This window comes from Kluyvera sp. CHPC 1.251, assembly GCF_036759945.1.
Lineage (GTDB): Bacteria > Pseudomonadota > Gammaproteobacteria > Enterobacterales > Enterobacteriaceae > Kluyvera > Kluyvera sichuanensis.
In genome coordinates this window covers 1-16272 of the sequence record NZ_JAPKIC010000002.1, presented here as the reverse complement: position 1 = coordinate 16272, position 16272 = coordinate 1, and the positions used below count along the sequence as shown (strand labels likewise).

The following is a 16272-nucleotide window of genomic DNA, read 5'->3' as shown; positions in this document are numbered from 1 at the left end:
TATCCACGGCGAAATAAGCATAAGATGCTTAAGGGATCACGATGCAGAACGGCGCAATGAAAGCCTGGCTGGACTCTTCTTACCTCTCTGGCGCGAACCAGAGTTGGATAGAACAGCTCTATGAAGACTTCTTAACCGATCCTGACTCTGTCGACGCTCACTGGCGTTCAATGTTCCAGCAGTTACCTGGTACCGGAGTCAAACCGGATCAATTTCATTCCAAAACACGTGATTATTTCCGTCGTCTGGCGAAGGATGCCTCACGTTACTCTTCTTCGATTTCCGACCCTGACACGAATGCGAAGCAGGTTAAAGTCCTGCAGCTTATCAACGCTTATCGCTTCCGTGGTCACCAGAACGCGATCCTCGATCCGCTGGGACTGTGGCAGCAGGATAAAGTGGCTGATTTAGATCCCGCTTTCCACGATCTGACTGAGGCCGACTTCCAGGAGAGCTTTAACGTAGGTTCTTTCGCCATCGGCAAAGACACGATGAAGCTCGGCGATCTGATTGATGCTCTCAAACAGACCTACTGCGGCCACATCGGCGCGGAATACATGCATATCACGAACACCGAAGAGAAGCGTTGGATCCAACAGCGTTTTGAAGCGGGGCATGCCACCTTTACTGCAGAAGAGAAAAAACGCTTCCTGAGCGAACTGACTGCGGCAGAAGGTCTGGAACGCTACCTGGGCGCGAAATTCCCAGGCGCAAAACGCTTCTCGCTGGAAGGCGGCGATGCGTTGGTACCGATGCTCAAAGAGATGATCCGCCATGCGGGCAAGAGCGGTACCCGTGAAGTGGTGCTGGGTATGGCGCACCGCGGTCGTCTGAACGTACTGATCAACGTACTGGGTAAACAGTCCCAGGAGCTGTTCGACGAGTTCTCCGGCAAGCATAAAGAACACCTCGGCACCGGTGACGTGAAGTACCACATGGGCTTCTCCTCCGACATCGAAACCGAAGGCGGCCTGGTACACCTGGCGCTGGCGTTTAACCCGTCACACCTCGAAATCGTAAGCCCAGTGGTTATCGGTTCCGTTCGTGCGCGTCTGGACCGTCTGGACGAGCCAAGCAGCAATAAAGTGCTGCCGATTACCATCCACGGCGACGCCGCGGTAACCGGTCAGGGTGTGGTTCAGGAAACCCTGAACATGTCCAAAGCACGTGGTTACGAAGTGGGCGGTACCGTTCGCATCGTGATTAACAACCAGGTGGGCTTCACCACGTCTAACCCGCTGGATGCGCGTTCAACGCCATACTGTACCGATATCGGTAAGATGGTGATGGCGCCAATCTTCCACGTGAATGCGGATGACCCGGAAGCTGTGGCTTTCGTTACCCGTCTGGCGCTGGACTTCCGTAACACCTTTAAACGCGATGTGTTCATCGACCTGGTGTGCTACCGCCGTCACGGCCACAACGAAGCCGACGAGCCAAGTGCAACCCAGCCGCTGATGTACCAGAAAATCAAAAAGCATCCGACCCCGCGTAAAATCTATGCTGACAAGCTGGAAGCGGACAACGTCGCGACGCTGGAAGATGCCACCGAGATGGTTAACTTGTATCGCGACGCGCTGGACGCGGGCGAATGCGTGGTGAAAGAGTGGCGTCCAATGAATCTGCACTCCTTTACCTGGTCGCCATACCTTAACCACGAGTGGGACGAAAGCTACCCGAACAAGGTTGAGATGAAGCGCCTGCAGGAGCTGGCTAACCGTATCAGTACCGTACCAGATGCCATCGAAATGCAATCTCGTGTAGCGAAAATCTACGGTGACCGTCAGGCGATGGCGGCGGGCGAGAAGCTGTTCGATTGGGGCGGCGCGGAAAACCTGGCGTACGCCACGCTGGTCGATGAAGGCATTCCAGTCCGTCTGTCCGGTGAAGATGCCGGTCGCGGCACCTTCTTCCACCGTCACGCGGTTATCCATAACCAGTCTAACGGTTCCACCTACACCCCGCTGCAGCACGTGCATAACGGGCAGGGCGTATTTAAGGTGTGGGACTCAGTACTGTCTGAAGAAGCGGTCCTGGCATTCGAATACGGTTACGCGACGGCTGAGCCGCGCACGCTGACCATCTGGGAAGCGCAGTTCGGCGACTTCGCCAACGGTGCTCAGGTCGTTATCGACCAGTTCATCTCCTCCGGCGAGCAGAAATGGGGCCGTATGTGCGGTCTGGTTATGCTGCTGCCACACGGTTATGAAGGTCAGGGTCCGGAGCACTCCTCCGCGCGTCTGGAACGTTATCTCCAGCTTTGCGCACAGCAGAACATGCAGGTTTGCGTACCGTCCACCCCGGCACAGGTTTATCACATGCTGCGTCGTCAGGCGCTGCGCGGGATGCGCCGTCCGCTGGTGGTCATGTCGCCGAAGTCTCTGCTGCGTCACCCGCTGGCGGTCTCTACGCTGGACGAACTGGCGAACGGCACCTTTATGCCTGCCATCGGCGAGATTGACGAACTGGATCCGCAAGGCGTGAAACGCGTAGTGCTGTGTTCTGGTAAGGTTTACTACGACCTGCTGGAACAGCGTCGCAAGAACGACCAGAAAGATGTCGCTATCGTGCGTATCGAACAGCTGTATCCGTTCCCGCACCAGGCGGTACAAGAAGTGCTGAAAGCTTATGCTCACGTGCATGATTTTGTCTGGTGCCAGGAAGAGCCGCTCAACCAGGGCGCATGGTACTGCAGCCAGCATCATTTCCGTGATGTGATTCCATTTGGGGCTGGTCTGCGTTACGCAGGTCGCCCAGCCTCCGCCTCGCCGGCGGTAGGGTATATGTCCGTTCACCAGAAGCAGCAACAAGATCTGGTCAATGACGCGCTGAACGTCGATTAATTAAGGATACAAAATGAGTAGCGTAGATATTCTGGTCCCTGACCTGCCTGAATCCGTAGCAGATGCGACCGTAGCCACCTGGCATAAAAAACCTGGCGATGCGGTAGTTCGTGATGAAGTGCTGGTAGAAATCGAAACTGACAAAGTGGTACTGGAAGTACCGGCGTCGGCGGATGGCATTCTGGATGCCGTTCTGGAAGATGAAGGTACTACCGTCACCTCCCGTCAAATCCTGGGTCGCCTGCGTGAAGGCAACAGCGGTGGTAAAGAAACCAGCGCGAAATCTGAAAGCAAAGAGTCTACCCCGGCTCAGCGCCAACAGGCTTCACTGGAAGAGCAGAACAACGATGCGCTGAGCCCGGCGATCCGTCGCCTGCTGGCTGAGCACAACCTCGATGCCAGCGCGATTAAAGGCACCGGTGTGGGCGGTCGTCTGACCCGTGAAGACGTTGAAAAACATCTGGCAAAAGCACCAGCGAAAGCTGCTGCTGCACCGGCTGCGGCTGCCGCAGCGCCGGTTGCACCGCTGGCTGGTCGCTCCGAGAAACGTGTTCCTATGACCCGTCTGCGTAAGCGCGTAGCCGAGCGTCTGCTGGAAGCGAAAAACTCTACCGCGATGCTGACGACCTTCAACGAAGTCAACATGAAACCAATCATGGACCTGCGTAAGCAGTACGGTGACGCGTTTGAAAAACGTCACGGTATTCGTCTGGGCTTCATGTCCTTCTACGTGAAGGCCGTAGTTGAAGCGCTGAAACGCTACCCAGAAGTGAACGCGTCTATCGATGGTGAAGACGTGGTTTACCACAACTACTTCGATGTGAGCATGGCGGTTTCTACGCCGCGTGGCCTGGTGACCCCGGTACTGCGTGACGTTGATGCACTCGGCATGGCTGACATTGAGAAGAACATTAAAGAGCTGGCGCTGAAAGGCCGCGACGGCAAACTGACTGTCGAAGATCTGACCGGTGGTAACTTCACGATTACCAACGGCGGCGTCTTCGGTTCCCTGATGTCTACCCCGATTATCAACCCGCCTCAGAGCGCGATTCTGGGTATGCACGCCATTAAAGACCGTCCTATGGCGGTTGATGGCAAAGTGGAAATTCTGCCGATGATGTACCTGGCACTGTCCTATGACCACCGTCTGATCGATGGGCGCGAGTCTGTAGGCTTCCTGGTGGCAATTAAAGAGCTGTTAGAAGATCCAACCCGTCTTCTGCTGGACGTGTAGTAAAGAGCAGCCCGAGCGTTGTTTCGCTCGGGCTATCTGAACGAAAAAATCCAGACAACAACTCAACAACATTTTATAGGATGGATAGAACACATGAACTTACATGAATATCAGGCAAAACAACTCTTTGCCCGCTATGGCTTACCGGCTCCGGTGGGTTATGCCTGTACTACTCCGCGTGAAGCAGAAGAAGCCGCTTCAAAAATCGGCGCTGGCCCGTGGGTAGTGAAATGTCAGGTTCACGCTGGTGGCCGCGGTAAAGCGGGCGGTGTGAAGGTCGTAAACTCTAAAGAAGACATTCGCGCTTTTGCAGAGCATTGGCTGGGCAAACGCCTGGTAACCTACCAGACGGATGCACACGGCCAGCCGGTTAACCAGATTCTGGTTGAAGCCGCGACCGACATCGGTAAAGAACTGTACCTGGGCGCGGTTGTTGACCGTAGCTCCCGCCGCGTGGTCTTCATGGCCTCTACCGAAGGCGGCGTAGAAATTGAAAAAGTAGCGGAAGAAACCCCGCACCTGATCCACAAAGTTGCGCTGGATCCGCTGGCAGGCCCAATGCCTTACCAGGGTCGTGAACTGGCGTTCAAACTGGGTCTGGAAGGTAAACAGGTTCAGCAGTTCACCAAGATCTTCATGGGTCTGGCTACCATTTTCCTGGAGCGCGACCTGGCGCTTATCGAAATTAACCCGCTGGTTGTGACCAAGCAGGGTGACCTGATCTGCCTCGACGGCAAACTGGGCGCTGACGGCAACGCACTGTTCCGCCAGGCTGACCTGCGCGAAATGCGCGACCAGTCTCAGGAAGACCCGCGTGAAGCGCAGGCTGCACAGTGGGAACTGAACTACGTTGCGCTTGATGGCAACATCGGTTGCATGGTTAACGGTGCGGGCCTGGCAATGGGCACCATGGACATCGTTAAACTGCACGGCGGCGAACCAGCGAACTTCCTGGACGTTGGCGGCGGCGCAACCAAAGAGCGCGTGACCGAAGCGTTCAAAATCATCCTCTCTGATGACAATGTTAAAGCCGTTCTGGTTAACATCTTCGGCGGTATCGTACGTTGCGACCTGATCGCTGACGGTATCATCGGCGCGGTAGCAGAAGTGGGCGTTAACGTCCCGGTTGTTGTTCGTCTGGAAGGCAACAACGCCGAACTCGGCGCGAAGAAACTGGCTGACAGCGGCCTGAATATTATTGCAGCGAAAAGTCTGACGGACGCAGCACAGCAGGTTGTTGCCGCAGTGGAGGGGAAATAATGTCCATTTTAATCGATAAAAACACCAAGGTTATCTGCCAGGGCTTTACCGGTAGCCAGGGTTCTTTCCACTCTGAACAAGCGATTGCTTACGGTACGCAGATGGTTGGCGGCGTAACCCCAGGCAAAGGCGGCACCACTCACCTGGGTCTGCCAGTGTTCAACACCGTGCGTGAAGCGGTAGAAGCGACGGGCGCAACCGCCACCGTTATCTATGTTCCAGCACCGTTCTGCAAAGACTCCATCCTGGAAGCTATCGATGCAGGCATCAAACTGATTATCACCATCACCGAAGGTATCCCTACGCTGGATATGCTGACCGTGAAGGTGAAGCTGGATGAAGCCGGCGTGCGCATGATTGGCCCGAACTGCCCAGGCGTTATCACCCCAGGCGAATGCAAAATCGGCATCATGCCGGGTCACATTCATAAGCCAGGTAAAGTGGGTATCGTCTCCCGTTCCGGCACCCTGACTTATGAAGCGGTTAAGCAGACCACTGACTACGGTTTTGGCCAGTCCACCTGTGTGGGCATCGGCGGTGACCCTATCCCAGGCTCTAACTTCATCGACATCCTGAAGCTGTTCCAGGAAGACCCACAGACTGAAGCGATCGTGATGATCGGTGAAATCGGTGGTAGCGCGGAAGAAGAAGCGGCGGCTTATATCAAAGAACACGTGACCAAGCCGGTTGTTGGCTACATCGCAGGTGTTACCGCGCCGAAAGGCAAGCGTATGGGCCACGCAGGCGCCATCATTGCCGGTGGTAAAGGTACCGCTGATGAGAAATTTGCTGCCCTGGAAGCCGCTGGCGTGAAGACCGTTCGCAGCCTGGCTGACATCGGTGAAGCGCTGAAGTCCGTCATTAAGTAATCCTCTCTGCTCCCTCACTGAATTCCCGCTGCATACAGGGAAAGAGGGAGCCTTATATGTCTTGTTTCGACATGGTTGGCCGCCCCTGGGTGGCCTTTTTTTTGCTTTTTCCCTCCTCTAAGATTGTTGCGCCGTTGTACACGCGGGTTAATTTTATCTGCGTCAGCTGCGGGCGCCTGTTTTTTGCGCAAACAATAGCGAAACACAATCGTTTGTCAGTCGGGTGGAAACTGCGCCGATATCCGTAAATGTTAATTTATTAATATTTAAAGTAAATGAAATGTTATTTACACCATAATGCAATGTGCGGTGTGGAAAAAAATGAGGGACGGTCTACTTTAAACTATACGGGGGAATTGTGCTTATTCGCACCTGGCAAGGTTAAATTCAATTACCTCTCATTCCAATTTAACTTCATTTGATAACCATCAAAGTCAAATTAAAAACACATTGTTAACATTTCATTCATCATAATATTCAATTAAAAACATAATTAACAATCTCACGTTAAGTTGATTTAAATCAATATGTAATCACTGGCTATCAGCGGCTAAAACGGCTAAATTGTCGTGGATCAAACTGGCTGGATATTGCTTGATTCGCTATAAATTGATCACCGTCGAAAAACGTAAAACTTCTCCAATAAAAACCTGTTTATTGTAAGGGTTTTACAGCGTAATATATTTTAGGGATCAATTGAGTTTTTTATTAACACGTTTGTAACTTTCGCTTATTGCTGTTTCCGGTGCTCACCAAGGGGCGGCTGTAGGGAAGGGGACAAATCAATTTGTATTGGGGCATGTGTTTGAATCCCGGTCTACGGGTTCATTCTCGGAGTCTTCATGCGATGAGCAAGGAGTCATGATGTTAGATATAGTCGAACTGTCGCGCTTACAGTTTGCCTTGACCGCGATGTACCACTTCCTGTTTGTTCCGCTAACGCTCGGTATGGCGTTCCTGCTGGCAATCATGGAAACGGTCTACGTCCTTTCCGGCAAACAGATTTATAAAGATATGACCAAGTTCTGGGGCAAGTTGTTTGGTATCAACTTTGCGCTGGGTGTGGCTACCGGTCTGACCATGGAGTTCCAGTTCGGGACTAACTGGTCGTACTATTCCCACTACGTGGGCGATATCTTCGGTGCGCCGCTGGCCATCGAAGGTCTGATGGCCTTCTTCCTCGAATCTACCTTTGTAGGTCTGTTCTTCTTCGGTTGGGATCGTCTGGGTAAAGTCCAGCACATGGCGGTGACCTGGCTGGTAGCCCTGGGCTCCAACCTATCTGCACTGTGGATCCTCGTGGCGAACGGCTGGATGCAGAACCCGATTGCCTCTGATTTCAACTTCGAAACCATGCGTATGGAAATGGTCAGCTTCTCCGAGCTGGTCCTGAACCCCGTCGCACAGGTGAAATTCGTCCATACCGTGGCATCTGGCTACGTCTGCGGCGCGATGTTCGTTCTCGGCATCAGCTCCTACTACATGCTGCGCGGCCGTGACTTCGCCTTCGCTAAGCGTTCCTTCGCGATTGCAGCCAGCTTCGGCATGGCGGCTATCCTCTCCGTTATCGTTCTGGGTGATGAGTCCGGTTACGAAATGGGTGACGTACAGAAAACCAAACTGGCTGCTATTGAAGCCGAGTGGGAAACGCAGCCCGCACCGGCCGCCTTTACCCTGTTTGGTATTCCTGACCAGGATGCGCAGGAAAACCACTTCGCCATTCAAATCCCTTACGCGCTGGGTATCATCGCGACCCGTTCTGTTGATAAGCAGGTTACCGGTCTGAAAGATCTGATGGTGCAACACGAAGAGCGTATCCGTAACGGTATGAAGGCGTATGCACTGCTTGAGCAGCTGCGTAGCGGTTCTACCGACCAGGCCATTCGCGATGAGTTCAACCACGTGAAGAAAGACCTGGGTTACGGCCTGCTGCTGAAGCGCTATACGCCAAACGTGTCTGATGCGACCGAAGCACAGATCCAGATGGCAACCAAAGATTCTATCCCACGCGTTGCGCCGCTGTACTTTGCGTTCCGTATCATGGTGGGCTGCGGCATCCTGATGCTGCTGATTATTGCGACCTCCTTCTGGACGGTCATTCGTAACAAGATTGGCGAGAAAAAATGGCTGCTGCGCACCGCGCTGTACGCGATTCCGCTGCCGTGGATTGCTATCGAATCCGGTTGGTTTGTGGCGGAATATGGCCGTCAACCGTGGGCAATTGGTGAGGTGCTGCCGACGGCAGTGGCTAACTCCAGTCTGACCGCTGGCGACCTGATCTTCTCGATGGTGCTGATTTGCGGCCTGTACACCCTGTTCCTCGTGGCGGAGCTGTACCTGATGTTCAAATTCGCTCGCCGTGGACCTAGCAGCCTGAAAACCGGTCGTTACCACTATGAGCAGCCTACCGCTCAGCCGGCACGCTAAGACAGGAGTCGTCAAATGATCGATTATGAAGTATTGCGTTTTATCTGGTGGCTACTGATTGGCATTCTGCTGATTGGTTTTGCCGTCGCTGATGGCTTCGACATGGGGGTGGGCATGCTCACCCGCTTCCTCGGTCGTAACGACACCGAGCGTCGAATCATGATTAACTCCATCGCTCCGCACTGGGACGGTAACCAGGTGTGGCTCATCACCGCTGGTGGCGCGCTGTTCGCCGCGTGGCCGATGGTGTATGCCGCTGCCTTCTCCGGCTTCTACGTGGCGATGATTCTGGTGCTGGCGTCCTTGTTCTTCCGTCCGGTCGGTTTTGACTACCGTTCTAAGATTGAAGATACCCGCTGGCGCAACATGTGGGACTGGGGCATCTTCATCGGTAGCTTCGTGCCGCCGCTGGTGATTGGCGTCGCGTTTGGTAACCTGCTGCAGGGCGTACCGTTCCACGTCGATGAATACATGCGTCTGTACTACACCGGTAACTTCTTCCAGCTGCTGAACCCGTTTGGTCTGCTGGCGGGTATTGTTAGCGTCGCGATGATCCTGACCCAGGGCGCGACCTACCTGCAGATGCGTACCGTGGGCGAACTGCACCTGCGCACCCGCAACGTCTCTATGGTGACGGCGCTGGTGACCCTGGTGTGCTTCGCACTGGCAGGTGTCTGGGTTTACTACGGCATCGATGGCTATGTGGTGAAATCGGTTCTGGATCACTCCGGCCCGTCTAACCCACTGACCAAAGAAGTCGCGCGTGAAGCCGGTGCGTGGATGGTGAACTTCAACAACATGCCAGCGCTGTGGGCAATTCCTGCTCTGGGCGTGGTGCTGCCGCTGCTGACTATCCTGACCACCAAGGCGGATAAAGGCGCGTGGGCGTTCCTGTTCTCCTCACTGACGCTGGCGTGCATCATTCTGACCGCTGGTATTGCCATGTTCCCGTTCATTATGCCTTCAAGCACAATGATGAACGCGAGCCTGACCATGTGGGATGCGACATCTAGCCAGATGACGCTGAACCTGATGACCTATGTCGCCGCTGTCTTCGTACCGATTATTCTGGCCTACACCACCTGGTGTTACTGGAAAATGTTCGGTCGCATCACCAAAGAAGACATCGAACGTAACACCCACTCTCTGTACTAAGTAAGGAGCTGAATATGTGGTATTTCGCATGGATTTTGGGAACGCTTCTTGCTTGTGCATTCGGCGTTATCACCGCGCTGGCGTTAGAGCACGTCGAAGCAACCAAAGCGGGTGAAGAAAAGCACTGATGAAAAATGTTATCGCAATGTTATATGCGATAATGGATAAGCGCCCCTTGCGGGCGCTTTCCCTTGTTATGGCCCTGCTGCTGGCAGGCTGCATCTTCTGGGATCCGACGCGTTTTGCGGCGAAGACCAGCGAACTGGAAATCTGGCACGGTTTCCTGTTGATGTGGTCAGTGTGTGCGGGGGTGATCCACGGCGTAGGCTTCCGTCTGCGTACGGTTCACTGGCAAGGGATTTTTTGTCCGCTTATCGCCGATCTGGTGCTGCTGGCTGGTTTGATTTTCTTCTTCTATCGTTGAAAATTATCGCCTGATGATAATGGGCTTGCACAAGCCCATAAAAATTTACTCTCCGTTTACTTCCCCCCATTCCAAACCATCTTTCCCGCGCGTATAGTAGCGAAGTTCAAAAACCCAAAAATTTTTTGCATTACTGGGATGTAAAGTGAATACAACGCTGTTTCGATGGCCGGTTCGGGTCTATTACGAAGATACCGACGCCGGTGGTGTGGTTTACCACGCTAGCTATGTCGCTTTCTATGAAAGAGCACGCACAGAGATGCTGCGTCACCATCACTTCAGTCAGCAGGTTCTGCTGGCGGAGAGGGTGGCCTTTGTTGTGCGTAAAATGACGCTGGAGTATTTTGCGGCTGCCCGACTCGACGATATGCTCGAAGTCCAGACAGAAATTACATCAATGCGTGGTACCTCTATGGTGTTCACGCAGCGAATAATCAACGCTGAGAATAAGGTGCTGAACGAAGCAGAAGTCCTGATTGTCTGTGTTGATCCACTCATCATGAAGCCTCGTGCGCTTCCCAAGTCTATTGTCGCGGAGTTTAAGCAGTGACTGACATGAACATCCTTGATTTGTTCCTGAAGGCTAGCCTTCTGGTTAAACTTATCATGTTGATTTTGATTGGTTTTTCAATCGCCTCCTGGGCCATCATCATCCAGAGAACGCGCATTCTCAACGCGGCAACCCGCGAAGCTGAAGCGTTTGAAGATAAATTCTGGTCCGGCATCGAGCTGTCTCGCCTGTATCAGGAGAGCCAGGGGCGTCGCGAAAACCTCGCGGGATCGGAGCAGATCTTCTACAGCGGCTTTAAAGAGTTCGCGCGTTTGCATCGTGCCAATAGCCATGCGCCGGAAGCGATTGTGGAAGGGGCCTCGCGTGCGATGCGTATCTCCATGAACCGCGAACTGGAAACGCTGGAAACGCACATTCCGTTCCTCGGCACCGTGGGTTCCATCAGTCCTTATATCGGCCTGTTTGGTACCGTATGGGGGATCATGCATGCCTTTATCGCGCTGGGCGCGGTGAAACAGGCTACGCTGCAGATGGTTGCACCAGGGATCGCGGAAGCGCTGATCGCCACCGCTATCGGTCTGTTTGCGGCAATTCCAGCGGTTATGGCGTACAACCGCCTGAACCAACGCGTGAACAAACTGGAACTGAACTACGACAACTTTATGGAAGAGTTCACCGCCATTCTGCACCGTCAGGCTTTTACCGTCAGCGAGAGCAACAAGGGGTAAGCCATGGCCAGAGCACGTGGACGCGGGCGTCGCGAACTGAAGTCCGAAATTAACATCGTTCCGCTGCTGGATGTGTTGTTGGTGCTGCTGCTGATCTTTATGGCGACAGCGCCGATCATTACGCAGAGCGTGGAAGTGGATCTTCCTGATGCAACCGAATCGCAGGCGGTAAGCAGTAACGATGAACCGCCGGTTATCGTTGAAGTGTCCGGTGTCGGACAATACAGCGTGAACGTCGGTCAGGAGAAGATGCCGCAGCTGCCGCCTGAACAGGTTGTTGCAGAAGCGCAGCGCCGCTTAGAGGCGAATCCGAAAACGGTCTTCTTAATTGGGGGCGCGAAAGACGTGCCTTACGATGAAATAATTAAAGCGCTTAACCTGTTACACAGCGCCGGGGTGAAATCGGTCGGGTTAATGACTCAGCCAATTTAACCTGCGATATGCCGCGCAAACGCGCAGGGTGACAGGCCGCTTCCGGCCTGTTGCGCGCGTTGTTAAGTAACGGGTGAACAGTTTTTGGGAACCGAGAGTGTCAAAGGCAACCGAACAAAACGACAAGCTTAAACGAGCGATAATTATTTCAGCAGTGCTGCACGTCATTCTGTTTGCGGCGCTGATCTGGAGCTCGTTCGATGAGCATATAGAGGCTTCTGCGGGCGGTGGCGGCGGTTCGTCCATCGACGCCGTTATGGTCGATCCCGGCGCGGTCGTTGAGAACTATAATCGTCAACAGCAGCAGCAATCCAGCTCGAAACGTGCGCAAGAGCAACGTGAAAAGCAGGCTCAGCAGCAGGCTGAAGAATTACGTGAAAAACAGGCTGCCGAACAGGAACGTTTAAAAGCGCTGGAAAAAGAGCGTTTGCAGGCTCAGGAAGCGGCCAAAGAAGCACAGCAGCAGCAGAAGCAGGCTGAGGAAGCGGCGGCAAAAGCCGCAGCAGATGCCAAAGCGAAGGCAGATGCCCAGGCGAAAGCCGCGGCTGATGCGGCAGTGAAAGCCGCCGCTGATGCCAAAGCAAAAGCCGATGCCCAGGCTAAAGTCGCGGCGGAAGCAGCGAAGAAAGCCGCTGCCGATGCACAGAAAAAAGCAGAAGCGGAAGCGGCGAAAGCCGCAGCTGACGCTAAAAAGGTAGCCGAAGCTGCCGCCGCGAAAGCGGCTGCGGATGCCGAGAAGAAAGCGGCAGCCGAAGCAGCGAAGAAAGCTGCAGCTGAAAAAGCCGCGGAAGAAAAAGCCGCCGCTGCCGCCGAGAAGGCTGCTGCTGCCGCTGAAAAAGCCGCTGCCGATAAGGCCGCCGCTGCTAAAGCGGCTGCAGATAAGAAAGCTGCCGCTGCTGAAAAAGCGGCTGCGGACAAAAAAGCTGCAGCTGACAAAGCGGCAGCCGCGAAGAAAGCCGCCGCTGAGAAAGCAGCTGCTTCTTCCGGCGTAGACGACCTGCTGGGTGACCTCAGCTCCGGTAAGAATGCACCGAAAACCGGCGGCGGAGCGAAAGGTAACAATGCTTCTGCAGCGGGGAGTGGTAATACTAAAAATAATGGCGCGTCAGGCGCGGATATCAGCAACTACGCCGGGCAGATTAAAACTGCCATTGAGAGCAAGTTCTACGACGCATCGTCCTATGCAGGAAAAACCTGTACGTTGCGCATAAAACTCGCTTCAGACGGCCTGTTGCTGGACATTCAGTCTGAGGGTGGCGATCCCGCACTTTGTCAGGCCGCACTTGCTGCAGCCCGTCAGGCGAAGATTCCAAAACCGCCGAGCCAGGCAGTATATGAAGTGTTTAAAAATGCACCGCTGGACTTCAAGCCGTAAGCATAATTTTCCCCGCTCCGGCGGGGGAAAACTATCTTCGGACGCCGGTGGGTTTTGGTAGTTTTGTGTATTTTAGTTTGTTAACATTCTGCTAAATTATCGTGGGCTTTTCGCCTGGATAAGGGAGAAATGATGAAGCAGGCATTACGAGTAGCGTTTGGTTTTCTGATGCTGTGGGCAGCCGTGCTGCACGCAGAAGTACGTATCGAGATCACCCAGGGGGTGGACTCGGCACGCCCAATTGGTGTCGTTCCTTTCCAGTGGGCGGGGCCAGGTGCTGCGCCTGAAGATATTGGCGGCATTGTGGGTGCCGACCTGCGTAACAGCGGGAAATTCAACCCATTAGATCGTTCTCGTCTGCCGCAGCAGCCGGGCAGCGCTCAGGAAGTTCAGCCAGCCGCATGGTCTGCGCTGGGCATTGATGCCGTTGTTGTAGGGCAGGTGAGCCCTAACGCTGATGGCAGCTATAATGTCTCTTATCAGCTGGTGGATACCGGGGGTGCCCCTGGTTCCGTGCTGGCGCAGAACACCTACAAAGTTAACAAGCAGTGGCTGCGTTATGCCGGTCACACTGCCAGTGACGAAGTGTTCGAGAAGCTGACGGGCATCAAAGGCGCGTTCCGTACCCGTATTGCTTACGTTGTTCAGACCAACGGCGGCCAGTTCCCGTATGAGCTGCGCGTTTCTGACTACGACGGCTACAACCAGTTCGTGGTTCACCGTTCTCCGCAGCCGCTGATGTCTCCAGCATGGTCTCCGGACGGTTCTAAAGTGGCTTACGTGACCTTCGAAAGCGGTCGCTCAGCGCTGGTGGTGCAGACCCTGGCTAACGGCGCAGTGCGTCAGATTGCCTCGTTCCCGCAGCACAACGGTGCGCCAGCGTTCTCGCCTGATGGCTCTAAACTGGCATTCGCACTGTCGAAAACCGGTAGCCTGAACCTGTACGTGATGGACCTGGGCTCTGGCCAGATTCGTCAAGTGACCAACGGTCGCAGCAACAACACCGAACCAACCTGGTTCCCGGACAGCCAGAACCTGGCCTTCACGTCTGACCAGGCCGGTCGTCCGCAGGTGTATAAAGTTAACGTCAACGGCGGTGCTCCGCAGCGTATTACCTGGGAAGGTTCACAGAACCAGGATGCTGATGTCAGCAGCGACGGCAAGTTTATGGTAATGGTCAGCTCGGCTAACGGCCAGCAGCACATTGCTAAGCAGGATCTGGTAGCGGGTGGCGTACAAGTACTGTCGTCAACGTTCCTGGACGAAACGCCAAGTCTGGCACCTAACGGCACTATGGTTATCTACAGCTCTTCTCAGGGGATGGGATCCGTGCTGAATCTGGTTTCTACAGATGGGCGTTTCAAAGCGCGTCTTCCGGCAACTGATGGACAGGTCAAATTCCCTGCCTGGTCGCCGTATCTGTAATAATAATTAATTGATTACTAAAGGAATCATAGAAATGCAACTGAACAAAGTGCTGAAAGGGCTGATGATCGCTCTGCCTGTTATGGCAATCGCGGCATGTTCTTCTAACAAGAACGCTAGCAATGACCAGAGCGGCGAAGGCATGCTGGGTGCCGGCACTGGTATGGATGCGAACGGTAGCGGCAACATGTCTTCTGAAGAGCAAGCTCGCCTTCAGATGCAGCAGCTGCAGCAGAACAACATCGTTTACTTCGATCTGGACAAGTACGATATCCGTTCTGACTTCGCTGCGATGCTGGATGCTCACGCTAACTTCCTGCGTAGCAACCCATCTTACAAAGTCACCGTAGAAGGTCACGCGGACGAACGTGGTACTCCTGAGTACAACATCTCCCTGGGTGAACGTCGTGCAAACGCTGTTAAAATGTACCTGCAGGGTAAAGGCGTTTCTGCTGACCAGATCTCCATCGTTTCTTACGGTAAAGAAAAACCTGCAGTACTGGGTCACGACGAAGCGGCTTACTCCAAAAACCGTCGTGCCGTACTGGTTTACTAAGAGAATTGCATGAGCAGTAACTTCAGACATCACATGTTGAGTCTGTCGTTACTGGTTGGCATAGCGGCCCCTTGGGCCGCTTTTGCTCAGGCGCCAATCAGTAGTGTCGGCTCAGGCTCGGTCGAAGACCGTGTCACCCAACTCGAGCGTATTTCTAACGCTCACAGTCAGCTTTTAACCCAACTCCAGCAGCAACTCTCCGATAATCAGACTGATATTGACGCTCTCCGCGGACAGATCCAGGAAAGTCAGTACCAGCTGAATCAGGTCGTCGATCGTCAAAAGCAGATTATGCTGCAGATTGACAGCCTGAACGGCGGCGGCAGTGCGGCTCCAGCAACGGGCGACCAGAGCGGTGCAGCGCCTGCAGCGGCGGCTCCAGCAGCATCTGCGGGCGGTAATGCCCCTGCAGCAGCTTCTGGTGTGCCGGTACAGACGGGTGATGCCAATACCGATTACAACGCGGCTATCGCCCTGGTGAAGGATAACGCTCGCCAGGATGATGCCATTGCTGCGTTTCAGAACTTCGTCAAAAAATACCCTGATTCAACCTATCAGCCGAACGCAAATTATTGGCTGGGCCAGTTGAATTACAACAAGGGTAAAAAAGATGATGCGGCGTACTATTTTGCGTCGGTGGTGAAAAACTATCCGAAGTCGCCAAAGGCGGCAGACGCCATGTTTAAGGTCGGGGTCATCATGCAGGACAAGGGTGATACTGCAAAAGCGAAAGCGGTATACCAGCAGGTTGTCAGCAAATACCCAGGCACTGACGGTGCAAAGCAGGCGCAAAAACGTCTTAGTGGGCTGTAATGCGCGAAGTAAGACCAGAAATTGTTTTATTTCTGGTCTTGCCGCATGAAACATAAGCAGTTAAGTGATCTTTGTCGAAATATTTGTTGCGCTGAATTCTGAATTCAGTAATATATGCCGCCGTTGCCAAGGGATATCAAACATCCTGAAAGTGGCGAAAAAAGTGGGTCGTTAGCTCAGTTGGTAGAGCAGTTGACTTTTAATCAATTGGTCGCAGGTT

The 16272-nt window shown here is 53.9% G+C and carries 15 protein-coding genes; all 15 read left to right on the top strand.

The genetic code is table 11. The features are described from left to right. Nucleotides 1–41: 41 nt before the first annotated feature. The 15 genes from sucA (at nt 42) to cpoB (ending at nt 16052) form a co-directional block, all read left to right on the top strand. The gene (gene sucA, locus V6940_RS04505) at nt 42–2843 is read left to right on the top strand and encodes a 2-oxoglutarate dehydrogenase E1 component (RefSeq protein WP_333495011.1); all 2802 of its coding nucleotides are present in this window, start codon (nt 42–44) and stop codon (nt 2841–2843) included. A gap of 13 nt (nt 2844–2856) precedes the next feature. Next, nucleotides 2857–4077, top strand: a complete 1221-nt coding sequence (gene odhB, locus V6940_RS04500; RefSeq protein ID WP_333495010.1) for a 2-oxoglutarate dehydrogenase complex dihydrolipoyllysine-residue succinyltransferase — start codon at nt 2857–2859, stop codon at nt 4075–4077. Between the two features lie 93 nt (nt 4078–4170). After that, nucleotides 4171–5337 (top strand): ADP-forming succinate--CoA ligase subunit beta, encoded by a 1167-nt coding sequence (gene sucC / locus V6940_RS04495; protein WP_003022927.1) that lies wholly within the window; start codon nt 4171–4173, stop codon nt 5335–5337. Beyond that, complete coding sequence (gene sucD, locus V6940_RS04490; RefSeq protein WP_166514885.1) at nt 5337–6206, top strand: succinate--CoA ligase subunit alpha; 870 nt, start codon at nt 5337–5339, stop codon at nt 6204–6206. Before sucC ends, sucD begins: the two co-directional genes overlap by 1 nt. Nucleotides 6207–7070: 864 nt before the next feature. Continuing rightward, entirely contained in the window at nt 7071–8633 is a 1563-nt protein-coding gene (cydA, locus tag V6940_RS04485) for a cytochrome ubiquinol oxidase subunit I (RefSeq protein ID WP_185669367.1), read from the top strand. A gap of 15 nt (nt 8634–8648) precedes the next feature. Continuing rightward, nucleotides 8649–9788 carry a cytochrome d ubiquinol oxidase subunit II gene (cydB, locus tag V6940_RS04480; RefSeq protein ID WP_185669330.1) on the top strand — a complete coding sequence of 380 codons (1140 nt, stop codon included), beginning with the start codon at nt 8649–8651 and terminating at the stop codon, nt 9786–9788. A 14-nt stretch (nt 9789–9802) separates the two neighbouring features. Then, nucleotides 9803–9916, top strand: coding sequence for a cytochrome bd-I oxidase subunit CydX (cydX, locus tag V6940_RS04475; RefSeq protein WP_003858598.1), 114 nt, complete (start codon nt 9803–9805; stop codon nt 9914–9916). After that, nucleotides 9916–10212, top strand: a complete 297-nt coding sequence (ybgE, locus tag V6940_RS04470) for a cyd operon protein YbgE (RefSeq protein WP_035892729.1) — start codon at nt 9916–9918, stop codon at nt 10210–10212. Before cydX ends, ybgE begins: the two co-directional genes overlap by 1 nt. A gap of 145 nt (nt 10213–10357) precedes the next feature. After that, on the top strand, nt 10358–10762 hold the full coding sequence (ybgC, locus tag V6940_RS04465) for a tol-pal system-associated acyl-CoA thioesterase (RefSeq protein WP_333495009.1): 405 nt from the start codon (nt 10358–10360) through the stop codon (nt 10760–10762). Then, nucleotides 10759–11451 carry a Tol-Pal system protein TolQ gene (tolQ, locus tag V6940_RS04460; RefSeq protein WP_115074598.1) on the top strand — a complete coding sequence of 231 codons (693 nt, stop codon included), beginning with the start codon at nt 10759–10761 and terminating at the stop codon, nt 11449–11451. Before ybgC ends, tolQ begins: the two co-directional genes overlap by 4 nt. Before the next feature lie 3 nt (nt 11452–11454). Next, the gene (tolR, locus tag V6940_RS04455) at nt 11455–11883 is read left to right on the top strand and encodes a colicin uptake protein TolR (protein ID WP_234503530.1); all 429 of its coding nucleotides are present in this window, start codon (nt 11455–11457) and stop codon (nt 11881–11883) included. Between the two features lie 97 nt (nt 11884–11980). Further along, nucleotides 11981–13258, top strand: a complete 1278-nt coding sequence (tolA, locus tag V6940_RS04450) for a cell envelope integrity protein TolA (RefSeq protein WP_333495008.1) — start codon at nt 11981–11983, stop codon at nt 13256–13258. Between the two features lie 132 nt (nt 13259–13390). Next, a complete protein-coding gene (tolB, locus tag V6940_RS04445) occupies nt 13391–14683 on the top strand; it encodes a Tol-Pal system beta propeller repeat protein TolB (protein WP_185669366.1) in 1293 nt (430 codons plus the stop codon). 34 nt (nt 14684–14717) lie between these two features. After that, nucleotides 14718–15239: a peptidoglycan-associated lipoprotein Pal gene (gene pal, locus V6940_RS04440; RefSeq protein WP_185669327.1), complete on the top strand. Its 522-nt coding sequence runs from the start codon at nt 14718–14720 to the stop codon at nt 15237–15239. 9 nt (nt 15240–15248) lie between these two features. Further along, a complete protein-coding gene (gene cpoB, locus V6940_RS04435; protein ID WP_333495007.1) occupies nt 15249–16052 on the top strand; it encodes a cell division protein CpoB in 804 nt (267 codons plus the stop codon). Nucleotides 16053–16272 lie beyond the last annotated feature (220 nt).